This is a genomic window from Pseudomonas fragi (genome assembly GCF_002269505.1).
GTDB lineage: Bacteria > Pseudomonadota > Gammaproteobacteria > Pseudomonadales > Pseudomonadaceae > Aquipseudomonas > Aquipseudomonas fragi_D.
The window spans coordinates 13,225-34,458 of sequence record NZ_NQKQ01000031.1; the positions used below are offsets into that span (position 1 = coordinate 13,225).

The 21,234-nt window shown below is 57.5% G+C and carries 18 protein-coding genes; 12 read left to right on the plus strand and 6 right to left on the minus strand.

Features of this window, described 5'->3' with window-relative positions:
- The first annotated feature begins 35 nt into the window (after positions 1-35).
- Genes CJU81_RS20850 through CJU81_RS20865 form a run of 4 tightly spaced genes read left to right on the plus strand, consistent with a single transcriptional unit; the run spans position 36 to position 3,921 of the window.
- The gene (locus CJU81_RS20850; protein WP_095038080.1) at positions 36-1,046 is read left to right on the plus strand and encodes an ABC transporter permease subunit; all 1,011 of its coding nucleotides are present in this window, start codon (positions 36-38) and stop codon (positions 1,044-1,046) included.
- Between the two features lie 10 nt (positions 1,047-1,056).
- Complete coding sequence (locus CJU81_RS20855) at positions 1,057-1,968, plus strand: ABC transporter permease subunit (protein ID WP_095038081.1); 912 nt, start codon at positions 1,057-1,059, stop codon at positions 1,966-1,968.
- Between the two features lie 10 nt (positions 1,969-1,978).
- A complete protein-coding gene (locus CJU81_RS20860; RefSeq protein ID WP_086795864.1) occupies positions 1,979-2,947 on the plus strand; it encodes an ABC transporter ATP-binding protein in 969 nt (322 codons plus the stop codon).
- Entirely contained in the window at positions 2,947-3,921 is a 975-nt protein-coding gene (locus CJU81_RS20865; RefSeq protein ID WP_095038082.1) for a peptide ABC transporter ATP-binding protein, read from the plus strand. The genes CJU81_RS20860 and CJU81_RS20865 overlap by 1 nt, the downstream gene beginning before the upstream one ends.
- Before the next feature lie 43 nt (positions 3,922-3,964).
- Here the strand turns inward: CJU81_RS20865 and CJU81_RS20870 are convergent, their stop codons facing one another.
- Both CJU81_RS20870 and CJU81_RS20875 read right to left on the minus strand, forming a co-directional pair.
- On the minus strand, positions 3,965-4,276 hold the full coding sequence (locus tag CJU81_RS20870) for a hypothetical protein (protein WP_088378976.1): 312 nt from the start codon (positions 4,274-4,276) through the stop codon (positions 3,965-3,967).
- A gap of 215 nt (positions 4,277-4,491) precedes the next feature.
- Entirely contained in the window at positions 4,492-6,075 is a 1,584-nt protein-coding gene (locus CJU81_RS20875; RefSeq protein ID WP_019823908.1) for a peptide chain release factor 3, read from the minus strand.
- Positions 6,076-6,413: 338 nt separating this feature from the next.
- Here CJU81_RS20875 and CJU81_RS20880 point away from each other — a divergent pair, with 338 nt between their 5' ends.
- The 5 genes from CJU81_RS20880 (at position 6,414) to CJU81_RS20900 (ending at position 11,459) form a co-directional block, all read left to right on the plus strand.
- Entirely contained in the window at positions 6,414-7,130 is a 717-nt protein-coding gene (locus CJU81_RS20880; protein WP_095038083.1) for an ABC transporter permease, read from the plus strand.
- 25 nt (positions 7,131-7,155) lie between these two features.
- A complete protein-coding gene (locus CJU81_RS20885) occupies positions 7,156-8,049 on the plus strand; it encodes a glycine betaine ABC transporter substrate-binding protein (RefSeq protein WP_095038084.1) in 894 nt (297 codons plus the stop codon).
- 14 nt (positions 8,050-8,063) lie between these two features.
- Positions 8,064-8,717 carry an ABC transporter permease gene (locus CJU81_RS20890; RefSeq protein WP_095001584.1) on the plus strand — a complete coding sequence of 218 codons (654 nt, stop codon included), beginning with the start codon at positions 8,064-8,066 and terminating at the stop codon, positions 8,715-8,717.
- Positions 8,714-9,871: an osmoprotectant ABC transporter ATP-binding protein OsmV gene (locus CJU81_RS20895; protein WP_095038085.1), complete on the plus strand. Its 1,158-nt coding sequence runs from the start codon at positions 8,714-8,716 to the stop codon at positions 9,869-9,871. The genes CJU81_RS20890 and CJU81_RS20895 overlap by 4 nt, the downstream gene beginning before the upstream one ends.
- A 424-nt stretch (positions 9,872-10,295) precedes the next feature.
- The gene (locus tag CJU81_RS20900) at positions 10,296-11,459 is read left to right on the plus strand and encodes a type III PLP-dependent enzyme (protein WP_095038086.1); all 1,164 of its coding nucleotides are present in this window, start codon (positions 10,296-10,298) and stop codon (positions 11,457-11,459) included.
- 43 nt (positions 11,460-11,502) lie between these two features.
- On the opposite strand, the gene CJU81_RS20905 is transcribed toward CJU81_RS20900, so the two are convergent.
- The 4 genes from CJU81_RS20905 to CJU81_RS20920 form a co-directional block, all read right to left on the minus strand.
- On the minus strand, positions 11,503-12,516 hold the full coding sequence (locus tag CJU81_RS20905) for an alpha-xenorhabdolysin family binary toxin subunit B (protein ID WP_254924904.1): 1,014 nt from the start codon (positions 12,514-12,516) through the stop codon (positions 11,503-11,505).
- Between the two features lie 14 nt (positions 12,517-12,530).
- Entirely contained in the window at positions 12,531-13,799 is a 1,269-nt protein-coding gene (locus CJU81_RS20910; protein ID WP_254924905.1) for an alpha-xenorhabdolysin family binary toxin subunit A, read from the minus strand.
- 152 nt (positions 13,800-13,951) lie between these two features.
- Entirely contained in the window at positions 13,952-14,713 is a 762-nt protein-coding gene (locus CJU81_RS20915) for a tetratricopeptide repeat protein (protein WP_095038087.1), read from the minus strand.
- 3 nt (positions 14,714-14,716) lie between these two features.
- On the minus strand, positions 14,717-15,397 hold the full coding sequence (locus CJU81_RS20920) for a Fe2+-dependent dioxygenase (protein ID WP_095038088.1): 681 nt from the start codon (positions 15,395-15,397) through the stop codon (positions 14,717-14,719).
- Positions 15,398-15,615: 218 nt separating this feature from the next.
- On the opposite strand from CJU81_RS20920, the gene CJU81_RS20925 reads away from it, so the two are divergent.
- The 3 genes from CJU81_RS20925 to CJU81_RS20935 all read left to right on the plus strand — a co-directional run bounded on the left by CJU81_RS20925 (position 15,616) and on the right by CJU81_RS20935 (position 21,159).
- On the plus strand, positions 15,616-17,916 hold the full coding sequence (locus tag CJU81_RS20925) for a TonB-dependent receptor (protein WP_095030411.1): 2,301 nt from the start codon (positions 15,616-15,618) through the stop codon (positions 17,914-17,916).
- Positions 17,917-18,129: 213 nt separating this feature from the next.
- Positions 18,130-20,676, plus strand: coding sequence for a PepSY domain-containing protein (locus tag CJU81_RS20930; protein WP_095038089.1), 2,547 nt, complete (start codon positions 18,130-18,132; stop codon positions 20,674-20,676).
- Between the two features lie 156 nt (positions 20,677-20,832).
- Positions 20,833-21,159, plus strand: a complete 327-nt coding sequence (locus CJU81_RS20935) for an endonuclease domain-containing protein (protein ID WP_095038090.1) — start codon at positions 20,833-20,835, stop codon at positions 21,157-21,159.
- Positions 21,160-21,234 lie beyond the last annotated feature (75 nt).

The following is a 21,234-nucleotide window of genomic DNA, read 5'->3' on the forward strand; positions in this document are numbered from 1 at the left end:
CGGACTTGCCTAACCGGCTGATAAGGAACACCGCGATGTTTAGTTTTATTGCCCGCCGAGTGGGGTTGTTGATCCCCACGTTCTTCGGCATCACCCTGCTCACCTTTGCCCTGATTCGCATGATCCCTGGCGACCCGGTCGAAGTCATGATGGGTGAGCGCCGGGTAGACCCTGAAATGCACGCCCAGGCCATGGAGCGCCTGGGTCTGAACAAGCCGCTGCACGAGCAGTACATCGACTACATCACCAAGCTGGCACATGGCGATCTGGGCGAGTCATTGCGCACCCGTGAAAGCGTATGGAGCGAATTTGCCGCGCTGTTCCCCGCCACACTGGAACTGGCCAGCGCCGCCCTGTTGTTCGCCGGCATCCTCGGGCTACTGGCGGGAGTGATCGCGGCACTCAAACGAGGCTCATTGTTTGACCACGGGGTGATGGGTATCTCCCTGGCGGGTTATTCGATGCCGATCTTCTGGTGGGGCCTGATCCTGATCATGTTCTTCTCCGTGGGCCTGGGCTGGACCCCGGTTTCCGGGCGTATCGACCTCTTGTACGACATCGAGCCAAAGACCGGCTTCATGTTGATCGACACCCTGCTCAGCGACCAGCCCGAAGCTTTTTGGGACGCACTGCACCACTTGATCCTGCCGGCCATTGTGCTGGGCACCATCCCGCTGGCCGTGATCGCGCGGATGACCCGTTCATCCATGCTCGAAGTGCTGCGCGAAGACTACATCCGTACTGCCCGCGCCAAGGGCCTGTCGCCCGCCCGCGTGGTGTTTGTGCATGGCCTGCGCAACGCCCTGATCCCGGTACTGACCGTGGTCGGCCTGCAAGTGGGCACCCTGCTGGCCGGTGCCGTACTGACCGAAACCATCTTTTCGTGGCCCGGTATCGGTAAATGGCTGATCGAAGCCATTGGTGCCCGGGACTATCCCGTGGTGCAAAACGGCATCCTGCTAATCGCCTGCCTGGTGATTCTGGTCAACTTCGTAGTCGACATCCTCTACGGCTTTGCCAACCCACGCATCCGTCACCAGCGCTGAGATCCTGACCATGAGCAACTCCCCAAGCACGACCGAAGTGGATCAAAGCCTGCTTTATCCATCGCCTTACAAAGAATTCTGGCACGCCTTTTCCCGGAACAAGGGCGCCGTCGCGGGCCTGATGTTTATGACCCTTATCGTGTTCTGCGCGATCTTCGCTCCCTGGGTTGCGCCCCATAGCCCGAGCGAGCAATACCGTGACTTCCTGCTGACCCCGCCAGTGTGGCTGGAGGGCGGCCAGTGGCAGTTTTTGCTCGGCACCGACGAGTTGGGTCGTGACCTGCTGTCACGCCTGATCGAAGGCTCGCGCCTGTCGCTGCTGATCGGTTTGTCGTCGGTAGTGATCTCGCTGATTCCGGGCGTGATCCTGGGCCTGATTGCCGGGTTTTTCCCGCGCTTTATGGGCCCGGGCATCATGCGCCTGATGGACATCATGCTGGCCCTGCCTTCCCTGCTGCTGGCCGTGGCGATTGTCGCCATCCTCGGCCCTGGCCTGATCAACACCGTGATCGCCATTGCCGTGGTGTCATTGCCATCGTACGTACGTCTGACCCGTGCCGCCGTCATGGGCGAGCTGAACCGCGACTACGTAACTGCTGCCCGCCTGGCCGGCGCCAGCTTGCCGCGCCTGATGTTTATCACCGTGCTGCCCAACTGCATGGCACCGCTGATCGTGCAGGCCACCCTGAGTTTCTCCTCGGCGATCCTCGACGCTGCGGCCCTGGGCTTTCTCGGCCTTGGCGTGCAACCGCCAACCCCTGAGTGGGGCACCATGCTGGCCTCGGCCCGCGACTATATCGAACGTGCGTGGTGGGTCGTCAGCCTGCCCGGCTTGACCATTTTGCTCAGCGTGCTGGCAATCAACCTGATGGGCGACGGTCTGCGCGATGCGCTGGACCCGAAACTCAAAAACGCCGCCTGAGGAGATTCCCATGTCACTGTTAGAAATCAAGAATCTCAACGTCCGCTTTGGCGACACTACGGCCGTACCAGTCGTCGACGGCCTCAGCCTGTCTGTGGATAAAGGCGAAGTCCTGGCCATTGTCGGCGAATCGGGCTCGGGCAAATCGGTCACCATGATGGCGTTGATGGGGCTGATCGAGCACCCCGGCATCGTCACCGCCGACGCGCTGACCTTCGACGGCAAGAACATGCTGACCCTCAGCGCCCGTCAGCGCCGCCAGATCGTCGGCAAAGACATGGCAATGGTCTTCCAGGACCCCATGACCGCGCTGAACCCCAGCTACACCGTGGGTTTCCAGATCGAAGAAGTGTTGCGCCTGCACCTGAAAATGTCCGGCAAGGCTGCCCGTAAACGTGCCATCGAGCTGCTGGAAAAAGTTGAAATTCCGGGTGCCGCCAGCCGTATGGATGCCTACCCGCACCAATTGTCGGGCGGTATGAGCCAGCGTGTGGCGATTGCCATGGCCATCGCCGGCGAACCCAAACTGCTGATCGCCGACGAACCGACCACCGCGTTGGACGTGACCATCCAGGCGCAGATCATGGACCTGCTGCTCAGCCTGCAACGCGAACAGAACATGGGCCTGGTGCTGATCACCCACGACCTCGCAGTGGTGGCCGAAACCGCCCAGCGGGTATGCGTGATGTACGCCGGCCAGGCGGTGGAAGTCGGCAACGTGCCGGGGCTGTTTGATGTGCCGGCGCACCCGTACAGCGAAGCGCTGCTGGCCGCGATCCCGGAACACAGCATGGGCGCTGCCCGTCTGTCGACCTTGCCCGGCATCGTGCCCGGTCGCTATGACCGGCCCAAAGGCTGCCTGCTGTCACCGCGCTGCCCATATGTACAAGAGCAATGCCGTCAACAACGTCCTGCGCTGGAGCAACAAGCTCACAGCCAGGTGCGCTGCTTCTTCCCCTTGAATCAGGAGGTGGCGTAATGACTGTTGTTCTTACCGCCCGCGACCTAACCCGTCACTACGAAGTATCCCGTGGCATGTTCAAAGGCCATGCACTGGTGCGCGCACTCAACGGCGTGTCATTTGAACTGGAGGCCGGCAAAACCCTGGCTGTGGTGGGAGAGTCCGGTTGTGGCAAGTCCACCCTGGCCCGCGCTTTGACCCTGATTGAAGAGCCGTCCTCGGGCTCCTTGAAGATTGCCGGGCAAGAAGTTGCCGGGGCCAACAAGGCCGAGCGCAAGCAACTGCGCAAAGACGTACAGATGGTATTCCAGAGCCCCTACGCGTCCCTCAATCCACGGCAAAAAGTCGGCGACCAGCTGGCTGAACCGCTATTGATCAACACCAAGCTGAGCGCCAGCGAACGTCGCGAAAAAGTCCAGGCCATGATGAAACAGGTCGGCCTGCGGCCTGAGCATTATCATCGCTACCCGCATATGTTCTCGGGCGGTCAGCGCCAGCGTATCGCCCTGGCTCGCGCCATGATGCTGCAACCCAAGGTGCTGGTGGCGGACGAACCGACCTCCGCTCTCGATGTATCGATCCAGGCGCAGGTGCTCAACCTGTTTATGGATTTGCAGCAGGAGTTCAATACCGCCTACGTGTTCATTTCCCACAACCTGGCGGTGGTGCGACATGTCGCTGACACGGTATTGGTGATGTATCTGGGCCGCCCGGTAGAAATGGGCCCCAAGGAAGAGATCTACACCCGGCCGCTGCACCCCTATACCCAGGCATTGCTGTCGGCGACCCCGACTATTCACCCAGACCCGCTCAAGCCGAAAATCAAGATCGTCGGCGAACTGCCCAACCCGCTTAACCCGCCATCGGGTTGCGCCTTCCACAAGCGCTGCCCGTATGCGACCGAACTGTGCAGCACCGACGAACCGATCTTGCGGGTGCTCGACAACCGCCAGGTTGCCTGTCATCACGCGGAGCAGTTCTTAACTAACTGATGCTTATGTGGGAGCGGGCTTGCTCGCTCCCACCGTTCAGAAACTACGTCTGGCTATCGCCTTCGTCACCCGCGTCACCCTCATCGCCGTTATCCCCACCGTCACCGCTACCACCGCCATCTGCGCCGCCATCACCATCGGTCTGGTCATCATCCCCCGAACTGCCGCCCTGCCCCTGATCACCCGGTTCCGAATCCGATTTATAGATGGCATGAATCGTCGGCCCCGGCACGCCCGTCGCGGAGTAGCCGGCTCCGGCACTGCTCAGTGGGTTGCTCGCCCAAGCGGCCGAGGCACTCACCGTCAGCAGCACCAGCACCTTGAGCAACAGCACAATGCGTTGAAAAAGCTTCATGGAGATTTCCATCCTGTTGTGGGAAAACACCCTTTAAACCTAGTTCGCCACACTCAGTTTTTCCAGAAACACGCAGCCTGCGATATACCCATTCGGACTAAAGTCACCGCTGTCGTCGATGCTTTCTCGCGGCTCAACCAGGGCCTACAGGATTCGCGGGCAAAAAAAAGCGAAGCCAAAGGGCTTCGCTTTTTTTCAACCAGACACCGAAGTGTTTAGTGATGCTCGCGGGTAGCGCGGAATTTCACATCCGGCCAGCGCTCTTCCATCAACGCCAGATTAACCCGCGTCGGCGCCAGGTAGGTCAGGTGACCACCGCCATCAATAGCCAGGTTTTCCACAGCCTTGATCTTGAACTCTTCAAGCTTTTTCTTATCGCTGCAATCGATCCAGCGCGCAGACCATACGGTGATCGGCTCGTAGGAGCATTCCACTTTGTATTCGCCTTTCAAGCGGCTCGCGACCACATCGAACTGCAACACACCCACAGCGCCCAGGATAATGTCGTTGCTGCGCTCCGGGAAGAACACCTGAGTGGCGCCCTCTTCGGCCAGCTGCTGCAGACCCTGGCGCAGTTGTTTGGACTTGAGCGGATCGCGCAGACGAACGCGACGGAACAATTCCGGGGCGAAGTGCGGGATACCGGTAAAGCTCAGGCTCTCGCCTTCGGTAAAGGTGTCGCCGATCTGGATGGTGCCGTGGTTATGCAAACCGATGATGTCGCCCGCAAACGCCTCTTCGAGCTGTTCACGCTCCGAGGAGAAGAAAGTCAGCGCGTCGCCGATTCGTACGTCCTTGCCGGTACGCACGTGACGCATTTTCATGCCCTTTTCGTACTTACCCGAGCAAATGCGCATAAAGGCGATACGGTCACGGTGTTTTGGGTCCATGTTCGCCTGAATCTTGAACACGAAGCCGGTGAATTTCTCCTCAACCGGCTCAACGGTGCGCTCGTTGGCAACACGGGCCAATGGCTTGGGCGCCCAGTTCACAACGGCATCAAGCACGTGGTCGACACCAAAGTTGCCCAGTGCAGTACCGAAGAACACCGGAGTCAACTGACCATCGAGGAATTCCTGCTGATTGAATTCATGGCAGGCCCCCTGAACCAGTTCCAGTTGATCGACGAAGCGCTGGTACTCGTCACCCAAGTGGGCGCGAGCTTCATCGGAATCGAGCTTTTCGATAATTTTGGTCTCGGTGCGTTCGTGACCGTGACCTGCGGTGTAGACGATGATGTAGTCGTCTGCCAGATGGTAAACACCCTTGAAGTCACGGTAGCAACCAATCGGCCAGGTGATCGGCGCTGCCTTGATTTTCAGGACCGCTTCGATCTCGTCCAGCAACTCGATAGGGTCGCGAATATCGCGGTCGAGTTTGTTGATGAAGCTGACGATCGGCGTGTCGCGCAGACGGCAAACGTCCATCAGGGCGATGGTACGTGGCTCAACACCCTTACCGCCGTCGAGGACCATCAGTGCCGAGTCGACCGCCGTCAATGTGCGGTAGGTGTCCTCAGAGAAGTCTTCGTGGCCCGGGGTGTCGAGCAGGTTGATCATGTGGTCGCGATACGGGAACTGCATGACCGACGTGGTAATCGAAATACCCCGTTGTTTCTCCATTTCCATCCAGTCGGAGGTGGCATGGCGGTCGGACTTTCGCGATTTCACCGTACCGGCGACAGCAATCGCCTTACCCATCAGCAAGAGCTTTTCGGTGATGGTGGTCTTACCCGCATCGGGGTGGGAAATAATAGCGAAAGTGCGGCGTTTCGCGACTTCGGCGGCCTGGTTGGTCATGGGAAATCGCCTGACGATTGATTCAAAAAAGGGCGCGGATTATAGCCCAAATCAGGTGCTTGCAGCCACCGTTGGAACCGTGGCTCGTCGGACAAGGGTGGCAATGTGCCGTAAAAAATGTGAACCTTTTAAACAGTGGAGGCGTCCACTCTCCTGATACGACAAACCGTCAGGGGCTGAAATATCAGCAAGTTAGCCTGACGAGGCTGCGCTAATGACAGGTGATGAGGGCGCTATTTCGCCACCGCCTGTTGCTCTTCGCGAACATATTGTCGGCAGCCAGGAATGGCATTGCCACACGACGATGTGTCCGCCGACTGAAAAAAAGGAGTCCGTCTGTGGCTAATCGCTATGGAAAAGGGCTTATAGGATGTGCGGTTGTTATCGCGCTCCTGGCCCTGTTGGTCCACTGGATCGGCATCAGCACTATCGAACACTATCAAGATGATTTGTTGTTCTACCTGCAAGCCCACCTGTACCTGGTACTCGCTTCAATGTTCGCGGCCCTCCTTGTAGGGATACCCGCCGGCATTTTCCTCAGCCGACCGACTATGGCCGGACGTGCGGAACGCTTCATGCAAATCTTCAACATCGGCAACACCGTCCCGCCGCTGGCCGTACTGGCCATTGCCCTGGGTTTCCTGGGGATCGGGAGCGGCCCTGCCATCTTCGCCCTGTTTCTCGCCTCGTTGCTGCCCATTGTGCGCAACACTTACGAAGGCCTGAAAAACGTCCAGGGTTCGCTCAAGGAAGCCGCCGTCGGCATCGGCATGACCCCGCGCCAGGTACTGTGGCGGGTCGAATTGCCCAACGCCGTGCCTATCATTATGGGCGGTGTACGCGTGGCATTGGCGATCAACGTCGGTACGGCACCGCTGGCGTTCCTGATCGGCGCCAACAGCCTGGGCAGCCTGATTTTCCCCGGCATCGCCCTCAACAATCAGCCGCAACTGATCCTTGGCGCAGCCTGTACTGCGCTGCTGGCATTGCTGCTCGACGGCCTGGTGATACTTGTCAGCCGCCGGTGGTTGGAACGCGGTCTGCGACCTGCTTAAGGTCTGGCTGAGCAAAGGAATACCCATGAAAAAAATTAGCTTTTTACTAGGCTGCATCCTGCTGTGTGCAGGAATTGCCCAGGCAGCAGAAAAACCCTTGATTCGCATTGGGGCGCGGGTGTTTACCGAGCAAACCCTGCTCGCGGAAATCACCTCGCAATACCTCAACAGCAAGGGCTACAACGCCCAGGTCACCGGCGGGCTGGGCAGCAGCCTGGCGCGCTCGGCCCATGAATCCGGGCAACTGGATATGGTGTGGGAATACACCGGCGTATCCCTGGTGGCCTACAACCACATCACCGACAAACTCGACAGTCAGCAATCCTACGACCGGGTAAAAGAGCTCGATGCAAAAAAAGGACTGATCTGGCTACACCCGTCCAAGTTCAGCAACACCTACGCACTGGCCCTGCCACAAAAAGTGGCCGAGGAGTTTCCGGGCATCAACAGCGTCAGTGACCTGAACAAGGCACTGCGCGAACCGGACAACAAAAAAGCGCTGGTGGCCCTGGACACCGAGTTTGCCAACCGCTCCGACGGTTTGCAGGGCATGGTCAAGCTGTATGACATGGACCTCACGCGTCGCAATATCCGCCAAATGGACGCCGGTCTGGTCTACACCGCACTGAAGAACGGCCAGGTTTTCGCCGGGCTGGTCTACACCACGGACGGTCGCTTGAGCGCCTTTAACCTCAAGCTGCTTGATGACGACATGCATTACTTCCCGGACTACACCGCAGCCCCGGTAGTACGCAAAGACTACCTGGACGCCCACCCGGACCTTGAAGGTCTGCTCAAGCCGCTGGCTGATCTGTTTGACGACGAAACCATGCGCCAGCTCAACGCCCGGGTCGACGTGGACCACGAAAGCCCGTCCAAAGTCGCTGCAGATTTCCTGCGCCAGCATCCACTGAACTGAATAGAGGAGAAGACATGGAATTTTTAAACGCCTTTTCCCACATGGACTGGTCGCTGGTCCTGCATCTGACCTTGCAGCACATCACTCTGGTCGGTATCGCAGTGATTCTGGCGATCCTGATCGGCGTGCCACTGGGCGTGTTGATGACCCGTTTCCCGTCACTGGCCGGCCCGCTGCAAGCCAGCGCCACGGTGCTGTTGACCATTCCGTCGATCGCCCTGTTCGGCCTGCTGCTGCCGTTCTACTCCAAGTTCGGCCAGGGTCTGGGCCCGATGCCGGCCATCACCGCCGTGTTCCTTTATTCACTGCTGCCGATCATGCGCAACACCTTCCTCGCCCTGACCGGCGTGGAGCCGGGTATTCGCGAAGCGGCACGCGGCATCGGCATGACCTTCAGCCAGCGCCTGCGCATGGTTGAACTGCCGATTGCGGTGCCGGTGATCCTCGCCGGTGTGCGCACCGCCGTAGTGATGAACATCGGTGTAATGACCATCGCTGCCACCATCGGTGCTGGCGGTCTGGGTGTACTTATTCTTGCTGCAATCAGCCGTAGCGACATGTCGATGCTGATCGTCGGCGCCGTGTTGGTCAGTGTTCTGGCCATCATCGCCGACCTGCTTCTGCAATGGTTGCAACGCTCGCTGACTCCAAAAGGACTGCTCAAATGATCGAACTTCAAAACCTCAGCAAAACTTTCCAAAGCAACGGCAAAGACGTCAAAGCCGTCGACTCGGTAAGCCTGACCGTCAACGAAGGCGAAATCTGCGTGTTCCTCGGGCCTTCGGGTTGCGGCAAAAGCACCACGCTGAAAATGATCAACCGCCTGATCAAGCCCACCTCCGGCAAGATCCTGATCAACGGCGAAGACACCACCGACCTCGACCCGGTGACACTGCGTCGCAATATCGGTTATGTGATCCAGCAGATCGGCCTGTTCCCCAACATGACCATCGAGGAAAACATCACCGTCGTGCCGCGCCTGCTGGGTTGGGACAAGCAAAAGTGCCATGACCGTGCCCGCGAGCTGATGAGCATGATCAAGCTTGAACCCAAGCAGTACCTCAACCGTTATCCGCGCGAACTGTCGGGTGGTCAGCAACAGCGTATCGGCGTAATTCGTGCCCTGGCTGCCGACGCACCGCTGCTATTAATGGATGAGCCATTTGGCGCGGTCGATCCGATCAACCGCGAGATGATCCAGAACGAATTCTTCGAAATGCAACGTGCGCTGAACAAGACCGTGATCATGGTCAGCCACGACATCGACGAAGCGATCAAGCTGGGTGACAAGATTGCGATTTTCCGCGGTGGCAAACTGCTGCAAATGGATCACCCGGACACCCTGCTTGCCCACCCGGCTGACGAATTTGTCAGCAACTTTGTCGGCCAGGACAGCACCCTCAAGCGTCTGCTACTGGTCAAGGCTGAAGACGCGGCAGACAACGCACCGTCGGTGAGCCCGGAAACCCCGGTGGCCGAAGCGCTGGAACTGATGGATGAACTGGACCGTCGCTACGTGGTGGTCACCTGTGCCGACAACAAGGCGCTGGGCTATGTGCGTCGTCGCGACCTGCATCGCCAGAGCGGCACCTGTGGTCAGTACCTGCGTGAATTCAACGCCACGGCGGCATATGACGAACACTTGCGCATCCTGTTGTCGCGCATGTACGAGTTCAACCGTTCATGGCTACCAGTGATGGATGCAGAGCGGGTGTTCCTCGGTGAAGTGACCCAGGAATCGATTGCCGCCTACCTGAGCTCGGGCCGTTCCCGTGGGGCCAAGACCAGTATTGTGTCGCCGGCTGATATCGCTCTGGCCTGATTGATCGCTACCCTCCCTAGCCCTCTCCCAAAGGGAGAGGGGACTAAAGGCAACGCCGCCAATCAGCCCCCTCTCCCTCCGTGAGAGGGCTGGGGTGAAGGGCCTTTGATTTTCTCCTGCGTGAACTCTGCGCTGTCATCACAGTCGGTTACATAAATAGCCGTCTCTCCCCCCACGACCAATTCGTGCAAAAACGCGACATTTGTTGTTGATCAATGGCCACTCAACCCCTAAAGTTCGCGCCGAACATCCATGCTGGAAACGATCCATCCGGCTCAAGTACTGACGACGAGACAGCAAGGTCCATTTACCTTTTTTGCTTTCGGCGGACATGCCTTGGGAAGTAGGCGAACCAAAGTGGGGATACGGAGGATGTTCAGCTGCACCCATTTATTTTTTACGTTTGCCACAGGAGTCCCCCAGCATGTCGATTCAGGTCGAAGACTATTACGCGCGCGATACCTTCCAGAAAATGAAGGCCTTCGCTGACACCCAGGAAACCCCGTTCGTGGTGATCGACACCGCCATGATCAGCAAGGCATACGATGACCTGCGTGCAGGCTTCGAGTTCGCCAAGGTGTATTACGCCGTCAAAGCCAACCCGGCCGTCGAAATCATCGACTTGCTGCGCGACAAAGGCTCGAGCTTCGACATCGCCTCGATCTATGAGCTGGACAAGGTGATGGCCCAAGGCGTTGGCCCGGATCGCATCAGCTACGGCAACACCATCAAGAAATCCAAAGACATTCGCTACTTCTACGAGAAAGGCGTGCGCCTGTTCTCCACCGACTCTGAAGCCGACCTGCGCAACATCGCCAAGGCCGCTCCAGGCTCGAAAATCTACGTGCGCATTCTGACCGAGGGCTCGACCACGGCGGACTGGCCACTGTCGCGCAAATTCGGCTGCCAGACCGACATGGCCATGGACCTGCTGATCCTGGCCCGTGATCTGGGCCTGGTGCCTTACGGTATTTCGTTCCACGTGGGTTCGCAGCAACGCGATATCAGCGTGTGGGACGCAGCCATCGCCAAGGTCAAGGTGATCTTCGAGCGCCTGAAAGAAGAAGACGGCATCGTTCTCAAGCTGATCAATATGGGCGGCGGCTTCCCGGCCAACTACATTACCCGCACCAACAGCCTGGAAACCTACGCAGAAGAAATCATCCGTTTCCTTAAGGAGGATTTCGGTGACGATCTGCCGGAAATCATTCTGGAGCCAGGCCGCTCGCTGATTGCCAACGCCGGTATTCTGGTCAGCGAAGTGGTATTGGTTGCGCGCAAGTCGCGTACCGCAGTCGAGCGCTGGGTGTACACCGATGTGGGCAAATTCTCGGGCCTGATCGAAACCATGGACGAAGCCATCAAGTTTCCGATCTGGACCGAGAAAAAAGGCGAAATGGAAGAAGTCGTCATCGCTGGCCCAACCTGCGATAGCGCCGACATCATGTACGAAAACTACAAGTACGGCCTGCCACTGAACCTGGCTATCGGTGACCGCCTGTACTGGCTGTCCACCGGCGCCTACACCACCAGCTACAGCGCCGTTGAATTCAACGGCTTCCCGCCGTTGAAATCGTTCTACCTGTAACAATTTGCCCCCCGCGCAAGCGTGCGGGGGGCAGCCCTGTGGCTTAGCGGCTGATGCGCCGCAAAAAGCGCTGAAAACCCGCCAGCTCTGCCGAAGCTTGCACCAGCGTGTGTTCATTTATAACAATGACTGCATTAAGTCGAGTCAAAAAAACGGCCAACCCGTTGGCAATCCGCCTGATGTTGTCGACCCAATACCCTCGCGCTTCAACCAGCTCTGCGTGACGCCTTATTTTTTCGGCGCGCCCCTTGAGCTCTCGCATGTCAGCCTTGTTTCTTGATTTATGTATGTTCAAATCAGCCAGTTTGTCGGTTATTTTGTTGCGTGCTTCAGTCAGCGAAAACAATCTGTACCCATTGTCGACAAAGCCCAGGTACTGCGTAACACGCTCAAGGGCAGCAGTCACTACATCAGCCTCCGCTTTTCCCACCGAAGCTGCCATTACAAGTGTCTGAATTTGCTCTGCTGTAGGCAAAAGGTCGCTTATAAGACCAAGCCAGGATCTGGATTGCAGGATTGTCCCCGCTGCGATAACAACCTGTTTGTCCGCATGCAACTGATCCTCTTCCAGTTGCAGCGTAACGGCCTTTTGTTCCAGTTCATCAAGCCTTGCAGCGTCATAGGCCAGCAAAGGATCAGAGTAATGCTCCAAATTTAACCCTTCACCTTCTACCGCGCGCACTTCAATCTGTGCCTTGGCAGCTGTAGCAGCACTGACAATACGTTGGGTACGCTGAATAAATGTGTCTTTTAGAATATTGATTGCCGAGGCTTGTGCTTCAGCCGTTAATTGATCCAAGGTGTGGATGGCTGCCCATTGTTCAGCCAGCTCATCAAGTCCGGCACTGTCCACCATTACTTCAAGACTACGAACCCTGTCGACAACATTGCGTGCAGCATGACTCAAGCATCTGGCTGCCAGGCTCAGGCGCTCCTGTAACGACGGGATAAAATCGTATTCACGATTAACCGCCACTGCATTGAATTTTTTCAGCCCGTTTAAAACACCCGGCATATCAGGACTGTCATAGCCCATTACATCTACATCTCTATTCATACCTGAACTCCTTTTCAAAACCGCTGATCAATGATTTCATTAAATGCATTGGATATCTGTATGCTGTAATCCTTCACACGCGTCCACGGGTTCAACAATTGTGAAAAGTCAATTTTCAACTTGTACAACCGACCAAAAGAATCCACTTTCTCCAAATCGTCATCCACTTCATCCAGGTAGTTACTGATATAACTCCATACTTGCGCCAGTTGCTTGGCACCCTCTTCTGCTCCAAGCATGCGACTGCGCAAATCTATAAATCGCTGCTGGGTGGCATCCAGTACCATCGCGAGTTGCTCTTGCTCCTGGCTGCTGCGTCTTGCAATATCGCGCTCTGCAATCAGCCTGTTTTTTCGGGCGCGTATTGCTTCGGCCTTTACCCCGAATATCCCGCCTGTGACAGCCAAACCGATTGGCCCCAGAACAATCCCTGAGTGTCCGTACAACACCTGAGATCTGTAGTCCCTTATCAACTGTTCGATTTCACTGTCCAGCTCCTTAATGCGCGCAGTCAGTATTTCACGTTCTCTTGACAGGCCCGCCTTCGCATAGGCTTCCAGCTTGGCATTGACCTCGTGAGTCAACTCATCGGACAGGACACGCTCGAACTCGGCCGCCAGTGCGCCCACCGCATAGGCCCTTTTTATATAATCTTCGGTATTACTTTTAATCGACTGTACATGCTCCCTCATGATATGGACTGCCTTAAGCTCTGTTGAGCTGAGCACGCCCCCCAGCTCCGCGGCTTCCTCCACTGTCAAGTCGTCCAACATGCCAGAAAAAAGCCGATCAGAATCCAGTCGATTGATTAACTCAATGATGCCGTGGGCATGGCTGATGAAACTGTCCGAGAACCGGTTCAATTGGCGAGCAAGCTCCTTTGTTTCCCGCTCCAGTACTGACCAGCTTGTGGCATGCTGCACAACACGTTGATGAAAAGACTGGATACTGGCGGGCTCAAGCCCCGGAACACTGGTTGTATCCAGGCCAAACCAGGCCACTATATGTTTGTAATCGACTGGCAGCATTCGCGACTCGCGCACATAGGCCCGAACACTGTGGATATCGCTACGACGAATAATAAAACCCAAGTCGTCTTTTGATACAGCGACATTTTTTTCGCCCGCGAGAATCTGAATATATTGCGAGGGTATGTTTATGGCCGCTTGCAAAGCGTTCATCTTTTCAAGCGACCTGGTATATCCAGCACTTTCGCTGAGCGCGTCATTGTAATCCTGCATATTAATTCCCTTTAAAGAATGATCCTGTTCGAACAGCATCATACTTCAAAGAATATCAATCAATATCAGGGCTACTCGACTTAATGTAAGATCCGGATAAAAACAAAAATGAATAATTACCCGAATAAACCGCTACTGACTCGGACGGGTTTGAAAGCCGCGTACGAGCATTACCCTTGACGGTGTAATCACGATCAGAAGTCGTCGCCCTGCAAGGCATTGATTCGCGCTTGCCAGACATCGCTGAGTGCCCGGATACGAGGCTCGCGGGCCTCAAGCAAGGCACCCAGGCTTACCCGCAAGAAATTCAGATTGCCACCGGCCAGGGCGCGCTCAAACCATAGCAATGCATCATCAACATTGCCTCCCTCGGCCAGTACCGAAGCATGGCTGAACTGACCACGAAAGTCGCCGCCCCGGGCCGAACGCTCATACCAAATACAGGCCGCGTCTTTATCCACAGGGCAATACACGCCCTCTTCAAGATAGCGCCCCACAAGATTCATCGACTTGGCATGACCCGCCTGTGCCGCCACCCGGTACAACTTGAATGCCGCCTTCTGGTCCTGCACCACACCGCGACCAGTAGCGAGCAAGTTGGCATAGTTGTAAAGCGCCCAGTCCAGCCCTGCTTCGGCGGCCTGGCGATACTCCAGGCTGGCCAAGGTGCAATCGACGGGCCCGCCCCAGCCATGCTCCCAGCAGCGACCCAGCATGTTGCGGGCCATCAGGTGGCCGGCATTGGCCGCAATTTGAAACCAGCGTTTGGCCAGCACCGGGTCGCGTTCAATGCCCTGGCCGTCAAGCAGGATCTGCCCCAGCAACGCCTGGCCATCAACGATACCTGCCTTGGCTGCCATCAAAATAGCCTGGGCCGCTTTTGCAGGGTTCTCAGCCAGCATGACGCTTAGCTGGTCACCATCGAGCACTTCCTCACGGCGTAATTGAAAACTCATGAGTTACACCTCGGCCCAGCGACGCAACAGGTTGTGATAAGTGCCGGTGAGCTGGATCAGCGACGGATGATCAGGAACATCGCGGGTCAGTTGCTGGATCGCACCGTCCATTTCAAACAGCAACGTGCGCTGGCTGTCTTCGCGAACCAGGCTCTGCGTCCAGAAAAACGACGCAAAACGCGCCCCACGGGTAACGGCATTGACCTTGTGCAAGCTGGTGCCGGGGTATAACACCATATCGCCAGCAGGCAGTTTGACCTGCTGCACACCATAGGTGTCCTGAATCACCAGCTCGCCGCCGTCGTAATCCTCTGGATCGCTGAAAAACAGGGTCGCCGACAGGTCCGTACGCACCCGCTCGGGGCTGCCTTTGGGCTGGCGTACGGCATTGTCGATGTGGAAATCAAAACTGCCGCCCCCGGTGTAGCAGTTCACCAATGGCGCAAACACCTTGTGTGGCAAGGCCGCTGACATGTACAGCGGATTTTTCCACAGCCGATTAATCATCGCCGCGCCGATTTCCTTGGCAAGCGGATGGTCTTCAGGCAACTGCAGATTGTGCTTGGCCTTGGCCGATTGAAAGCCGGCGGTGATTTTGCCGTCAGCCCATTCCGTCTGCTGCAGTGCCTCGCGGATGCGCAGCACCTCTTCACGCGAGAACAAGCCGGGGATATGCAGCAACATGACGCAATACCTGATAGCAAAGGGATGGCAATGGTATTGATTCTTATTGAATGTGTAAAACCCTGTTAAGGCCCCCGTAGACGAACGAGTGTGAAAAAACCGTAAAGCCAATTTGTAAAGAATGTAAATTCAGCGCAAATAGTAATGCCTCTCAATTGATAGTCAGAATTGTTTGCCATATATTTCGCGGCTCAAATTCTGGGGGAAGGGATCTTCAAATGTCGCGCCAACAATTAAAAATACCCGTCAGCTCACCGCGTTTACTGGCTTCGGCCATCGGTGTCGCAATTACTGCGACCTCTGCAGGCCATATGGTTCAGGCTGCTGAAAGCACTGACAGCAAGGCACAGGGCAGCAGTATTTCCCTTGGCGCGACCACAGTTACCGGCGAACAGACCGAAAAGTCTTATCAAACCGAGAAAGCCAGCTCCCAGAAGTACACCGCACCGCTGGTTGATACGCCACGCTCTGTTACCGTGATCCCGCAGCAAGTGCTGCAGGACACCGCAGCCACCTCGCTGCAAGACGCCCTGCGCACCGTTCCGGGTATCACCTTCGGCGCAGGCGAAGGCGGCAACCCACAGGGTGACCGTCCGTTTATCCGTGGTTTCGACGCACAGTCCGACATGTACCTGGACGGTGTTCGCGATGCTGGCGGCCAGACCCGTGAAATCTTCGACATCGAATCGATCGAAGTCAGCAAAGGCCCGAACTCCACCTTTGGTGGGCGTGGCTCGGCTGGCGGCAGCCTGAACATGGTGAGCAAGACCGCCAAGGCGGGTGACTTTCTCAACGGCGGCTTCACCTACGGCTCCGACCAGACCCGTCGCTACACTCTGGATGTAAACCGTCAGTTCCTGGACACCGCAGCGTTCCGCCTGAACCTGATGAGCCACGAACAGAATGTCGCTGGCCGCGAATCGGTCAACTACGACCGCTGGGGCGTAGCACCATCGCTGACCTTCGGCCTGGGCACTGAAAACCGTCTGAACGTCAGCTACTACCACCTGGAAAGCAACGACCTGCCGGATTCGGGCATTCCTTACGGCTACAGCAACAGCTCCAAGACCGCTGTTCACGTCCATGACAAACCGGACGATGGCGGCGACAGCAAAAACTTCTACGGCCTCAAAGACCGTGACTTCCGCAAGACCCGTGTGGATATCAGCACCATCTCGTTCGAGCATGACTTCAACGATGCGATGACCCTGAAAAACACCTTCCGTCACGGCAACACCGGCCAGGACTACATCCTCACCCAGCCGGATGACAGCCAGCACAACGTCAACCAGTACGGTACCGTATGGCGTCGCGCCAACACCCGTGTTTCGACCACCGAAACCACCACCAACCAGACTGATCTGTTTGGCAACTTCCAGGTCATGGGCTTCAAGAACAACTACTCCACAGGTGTTGAGTTCACTCGTGAAGAAACCCGTGCCAGCGGTTACACCGTGACCCCGAACAGCAACCCCAACTGCACACCGGACAAAGTCGGTAACAGCGGCGGCCAGTGCACCTCGCTGTCCAACCCGAACCCGAACGATGTGTGGACCGGTACTGAAGCGCGCAACTACTACGGCACCAACACCGTGGGCGTGACCAAAGCCGCCTATGTGTTCGATACCATCGAGCTGGACCCGAAGTGGCTGTTGAACGCCGGCCTGCGTTACGACGCCTTCAGCACCACCGCCAACACCAATGCGGCGACTGGCCGTACCAAGGCCTCGAACGACAGCCACTTCTTCAACTGGCAGACCGGCCTGGTCTGGAAGCCACTGGATAACGGCAGCGTTTACCTGTCCTACGCGACCTCGGCTACTCCGCCAGGCGGCGTGGTGGGTGAAGGCGTTGAAGGCAACGGCCTGGTTGCTCCTGGCAGCACCATCACCAGCGATCTGAAGCCGGAAGAAACCGTTAACTACGAACTGGGCACCAAGTGGGACGTGTTCCATGATCGTCTGTCGCTGACGGCTGCAATCTTCCGTACCGAGAAGAAAAACACTCGCGTTCTGACTGACTCGTTCACCTACGAAAACGCCGGTGAATCCCGCGTTGACGGTCTGGAACTGTCCGCCAGCGGTAAAATCACTGACAAGTGGCAAGTATTTGCAGGCTACAGCTACCTGAAAAGCGAACTGGTTGATCCGGGCCAGAAAGCCAACCGTAACGGCAGCATAAACACCGCAGCCATTTCGGATAAAGGCAACGAAATGCCGAACACCCCGAAAAACAGCTTCAGCCTGTGGACAACCTATGAAGTAATGCCAAAGCTGACCATCGGCGGCGGTGCGTTCTATGTTGACGAAGTTTACGGCGACACGGCCAACACCGTTTACGTGCCGGCTTACACTCGCTACGACGCAATGGCCAGCTACAAGTTGACCAAAAACATCGACTTGCAACTGAACGTACAAAACCTGACCGACAAGACTTACTACGACAAAGCCTACGCTGCGCACTTTGCCAGCCAGGCCGCAGGCCGTACTGCCTTGTTGACCACCAGCTTCCACTTCTAACCAGAAGTTGAGTTGAACAAAAGCCCCGCCCATCTGATGGTCGGGGCTTTTGTGTGTAGTCGCTGACGAGGCACGAGGCTGCGATGCAGGCCGCAGCGCAGCCCATCGCAGCCTCGTGCCTCGTCAGCGACTACAGACTCTGAACAATGTATGACTGAGGTACACGGCATACTGCGCCGTGATGAATTCAATTGAGCAAGCAAGGCGGGCGTCGTGTTTAAGAAAACACTGTTTCAGCTGCACTGGTTTTTCGGCATAACCGCCGGGCTGGTTCTGGCCCTGATGGGGATAACCGGTGCCACGGTGTCGTTTCAGGACGAGTTGCTGAACTTGCTCAACCCTTCGGTGCTCAAGGTCGAGAAACTCGACAGCGGCGTGCTGCCACCTGCCGAGCTGGTGCGCCGGGTCGAGGCCACCGAGGGCAAGCAAGTCGCCATGTTGTGGGTGGGCGTGGACAGCGGCACCGCCGCACGCATTTTCTTCACTCCACCACCGGGCGAACGTCGCGGCCAGTTGCGCTATGTCGACCCGTATACCGGCACCTATCAAGGTGAGGCCAATGGCCAGGGCTTCTTCGACCTGATGCTGCAATTGCACCGTTTTCTGGCGATGGGCCAGAGCGGTCGCCAGATCACCGGCGCCTGTACCCTGATGCTGGTGTTCTTCTGCCTGTCGGGCCTGTACCTGCGCTGGCCGCGCCAGGCGCTGAACTGGCGCGCCTGGCTGACCCTGGACTGGGCCAAGAAAGGCCGCAGCTTCAACTGGGATCTGCATGCTGTGGCGGGTACCTGGTGCATGGTCTTTTATCTGCTGGCAGCTCTGACCGGCCTGTCGTGGTCGTACGAGTGGTACAACCAGGGCCTGCAAAAACTCCTGTCCGACGCTCCGAGCGGTGAACAGCGCCAGGGCGGCGGTCGTGGCCCTCGTGGTCAGGGCGGTCCGGCCGGGCCTGCTCCAGTAGCCGATTACGACGCCATCTGGGCCAGCATTGAAAAAACCGCCGGGCCGGACCTGAGCCTGTACAACGTGCGTATGCCGCCGGTGGCCGGCCAGCCTGCAACGGTGTTCTACCTGCTGAATACCTCGCCACACGAACGCGCCTTCAACCAGATCGTGCTCGACCCGGCGACTGGCGCCGTCAAGAAGGTCGAGCGCTATGACGACAAGAGCTACAAGGCGCAATTGCTGACCAGCATTTACGCGCTGCACACCGGTAGCTACTGGGGTATCACCGGACGCGTTCTGGTGACTGTCGCCAGCCTCACCATGCCGCTGTTCTTCATTACCGGCTGGTTGCTGTACCTGGACCGTCGCCGTAAAAAGCGTCAGATCAAACAGGCGCGTCAAGGCTTTGCCGCCACTGGCAGCGATGCATCGTCATGGCTGATCGGCTTTGCCAGCCAAAGCGGTTTTGCCGAGCAACTGGCGTGGCAAACGGCCGGGCAATTGCAGGCCGCGGGCTTGCCAGTAAGGGTCCAGCCATTGGGTGCGCTCAGTGAAGATGATCTGCAACAGGCCAGTAATGCCCTGTTCGTGGTCAGCACCTTTGGCGATGGTGAAGCGCCCGACAGCGCGCGGAGTTTTGAACGCAAAATCCTCGGCCAGCCCTTGGGCTTGAATGCCCTCAAATACTCCGTACTGGCTTTGGGCGACCGTCAGTACCCGCACTTTTGCGGCTTTGCCACACGTATCCAGCAATGGCTGAGCGAGCGTGGCGCACAAGCGCTGTTCAGCCCGGTGCAGGTCGACAGCGGCGACGCCGAGGCCCTGCATCAGTGGCAACAACAGCTCAGCCTGCTCACCGGCGGCACGCCGAGCAAAAACTGGCAGGCACCGAGTTACAACAACTGGACACTTGTCGAGCGCGAACTGCTCAACCCTGACAGCATCGGATCGGGGGTCTACCTGCTTGGGCTGCAGGCTCCCGATGCCAGCTACTCATGGCAGGCCGGTGACCTGGTGGAGGTCATGCCGCGCCACTCAAGCTGGGCCGTTGAGCATTTCCTTGAGGGCCTGGGCCTGTCGGCTGACACCCAGGTGCAACTCGATGGTCTGCAAGAAACCCTGGCCCAGGCATTGGCGGGGCGCCAGTTGCCGGAAAATCGCGGCCATCTGGTGGGCATGCATGCCCAGGCACTGGTAGACGCGCTGATACCGCTGAACATGCGCGAGTACTCCATTGCCTCGATCCCTGAGGACGGGCTGCTGGAGTTGATCGTGCGTCAGGAGCGGCATGTTGATGGCAGCCTGGGGATAGGTTCGGGCTGGCTCACAGAGCATGCCGCCGTCGGCTCGGCGATCAGCCTGCGCGTGCGGCGCAACAGTAGCTTCCACCTGCCGGCTGATCCGGTGCCGCTGATTCTGCTCGGCAATGGCACTGGCCTGGCAGGGCTGCGCAGCTTGATCAAGGCACGAATTGCCCAAGGCCAGCAGCGCAACTGGCTGTTCTTCGGCGAGCGCAATGCTGCACACGACTTCTATTGCCGCGATGAGCTGCAGGGCTGGTTGGCCAGCGGTGACCTGGCGCGGCTGGATCTGGCGTTTTCACGGGATCAGGCGCAGAAAGTGTATGTGCAGGACCGCTTGCGCGAATCTGCCGCACAAGTACGCCAATGGCTGGACGAGGGCGCGGCGATTTATATCTGCGGCAGTTTGCAGGGGATGGCGGCGGGTGTGGATCAGGCGCTGATCGACATGCTGGGGGCTGAAGCGGTAGAGATGCTGATCGAGCAAGGGCGCTATCGACGGGATGTGTATTGATCCTTTTTCCCCTCACCCCAACCCTCTCCCAATGGGAGAGGGGGCTGATCGCGTGATGCTCGGTAATATCGTTTAACCATTGAGCCTCGGGCTTGCCCATTTCCCGCAACTAATCTGAGTCGGACACTCATTTTCACAAGGACGTGAAGCGTGCCCATGACTCGCCCCACGGCAGAGCTCCGTCAATTCGCCCGACAATTGAGGGCCAGGCAAACCGACTGCGAATGGCTGATATGGCAAAAGCTGCGCGCCCGCCAATTGCTCGATTTGAAGTTTCGTAGACAGCATCCCTGCCCGCCCTATGTCATCGACTTCTATTGTGTTGAGCTACAACTGGCCATCGAGCTGGATGGCAGTCAGCATTTCACAGCTGAGCAACAGGTTTATGACCGGCGTCGAAGCTTGTATCTGGCAGGGCTTGGAATTGTCGTACTGCGGTTTGATAACCGCCAGGTTTTGCAGGAGATGGGCGGGGTTTTGTAGGCGATATGGGTTAAATCGCAGCAGTTACTCAAGAGCCCCTCACCCCAACCCTCTCCCGGAGGGAGAGGGGGCCGA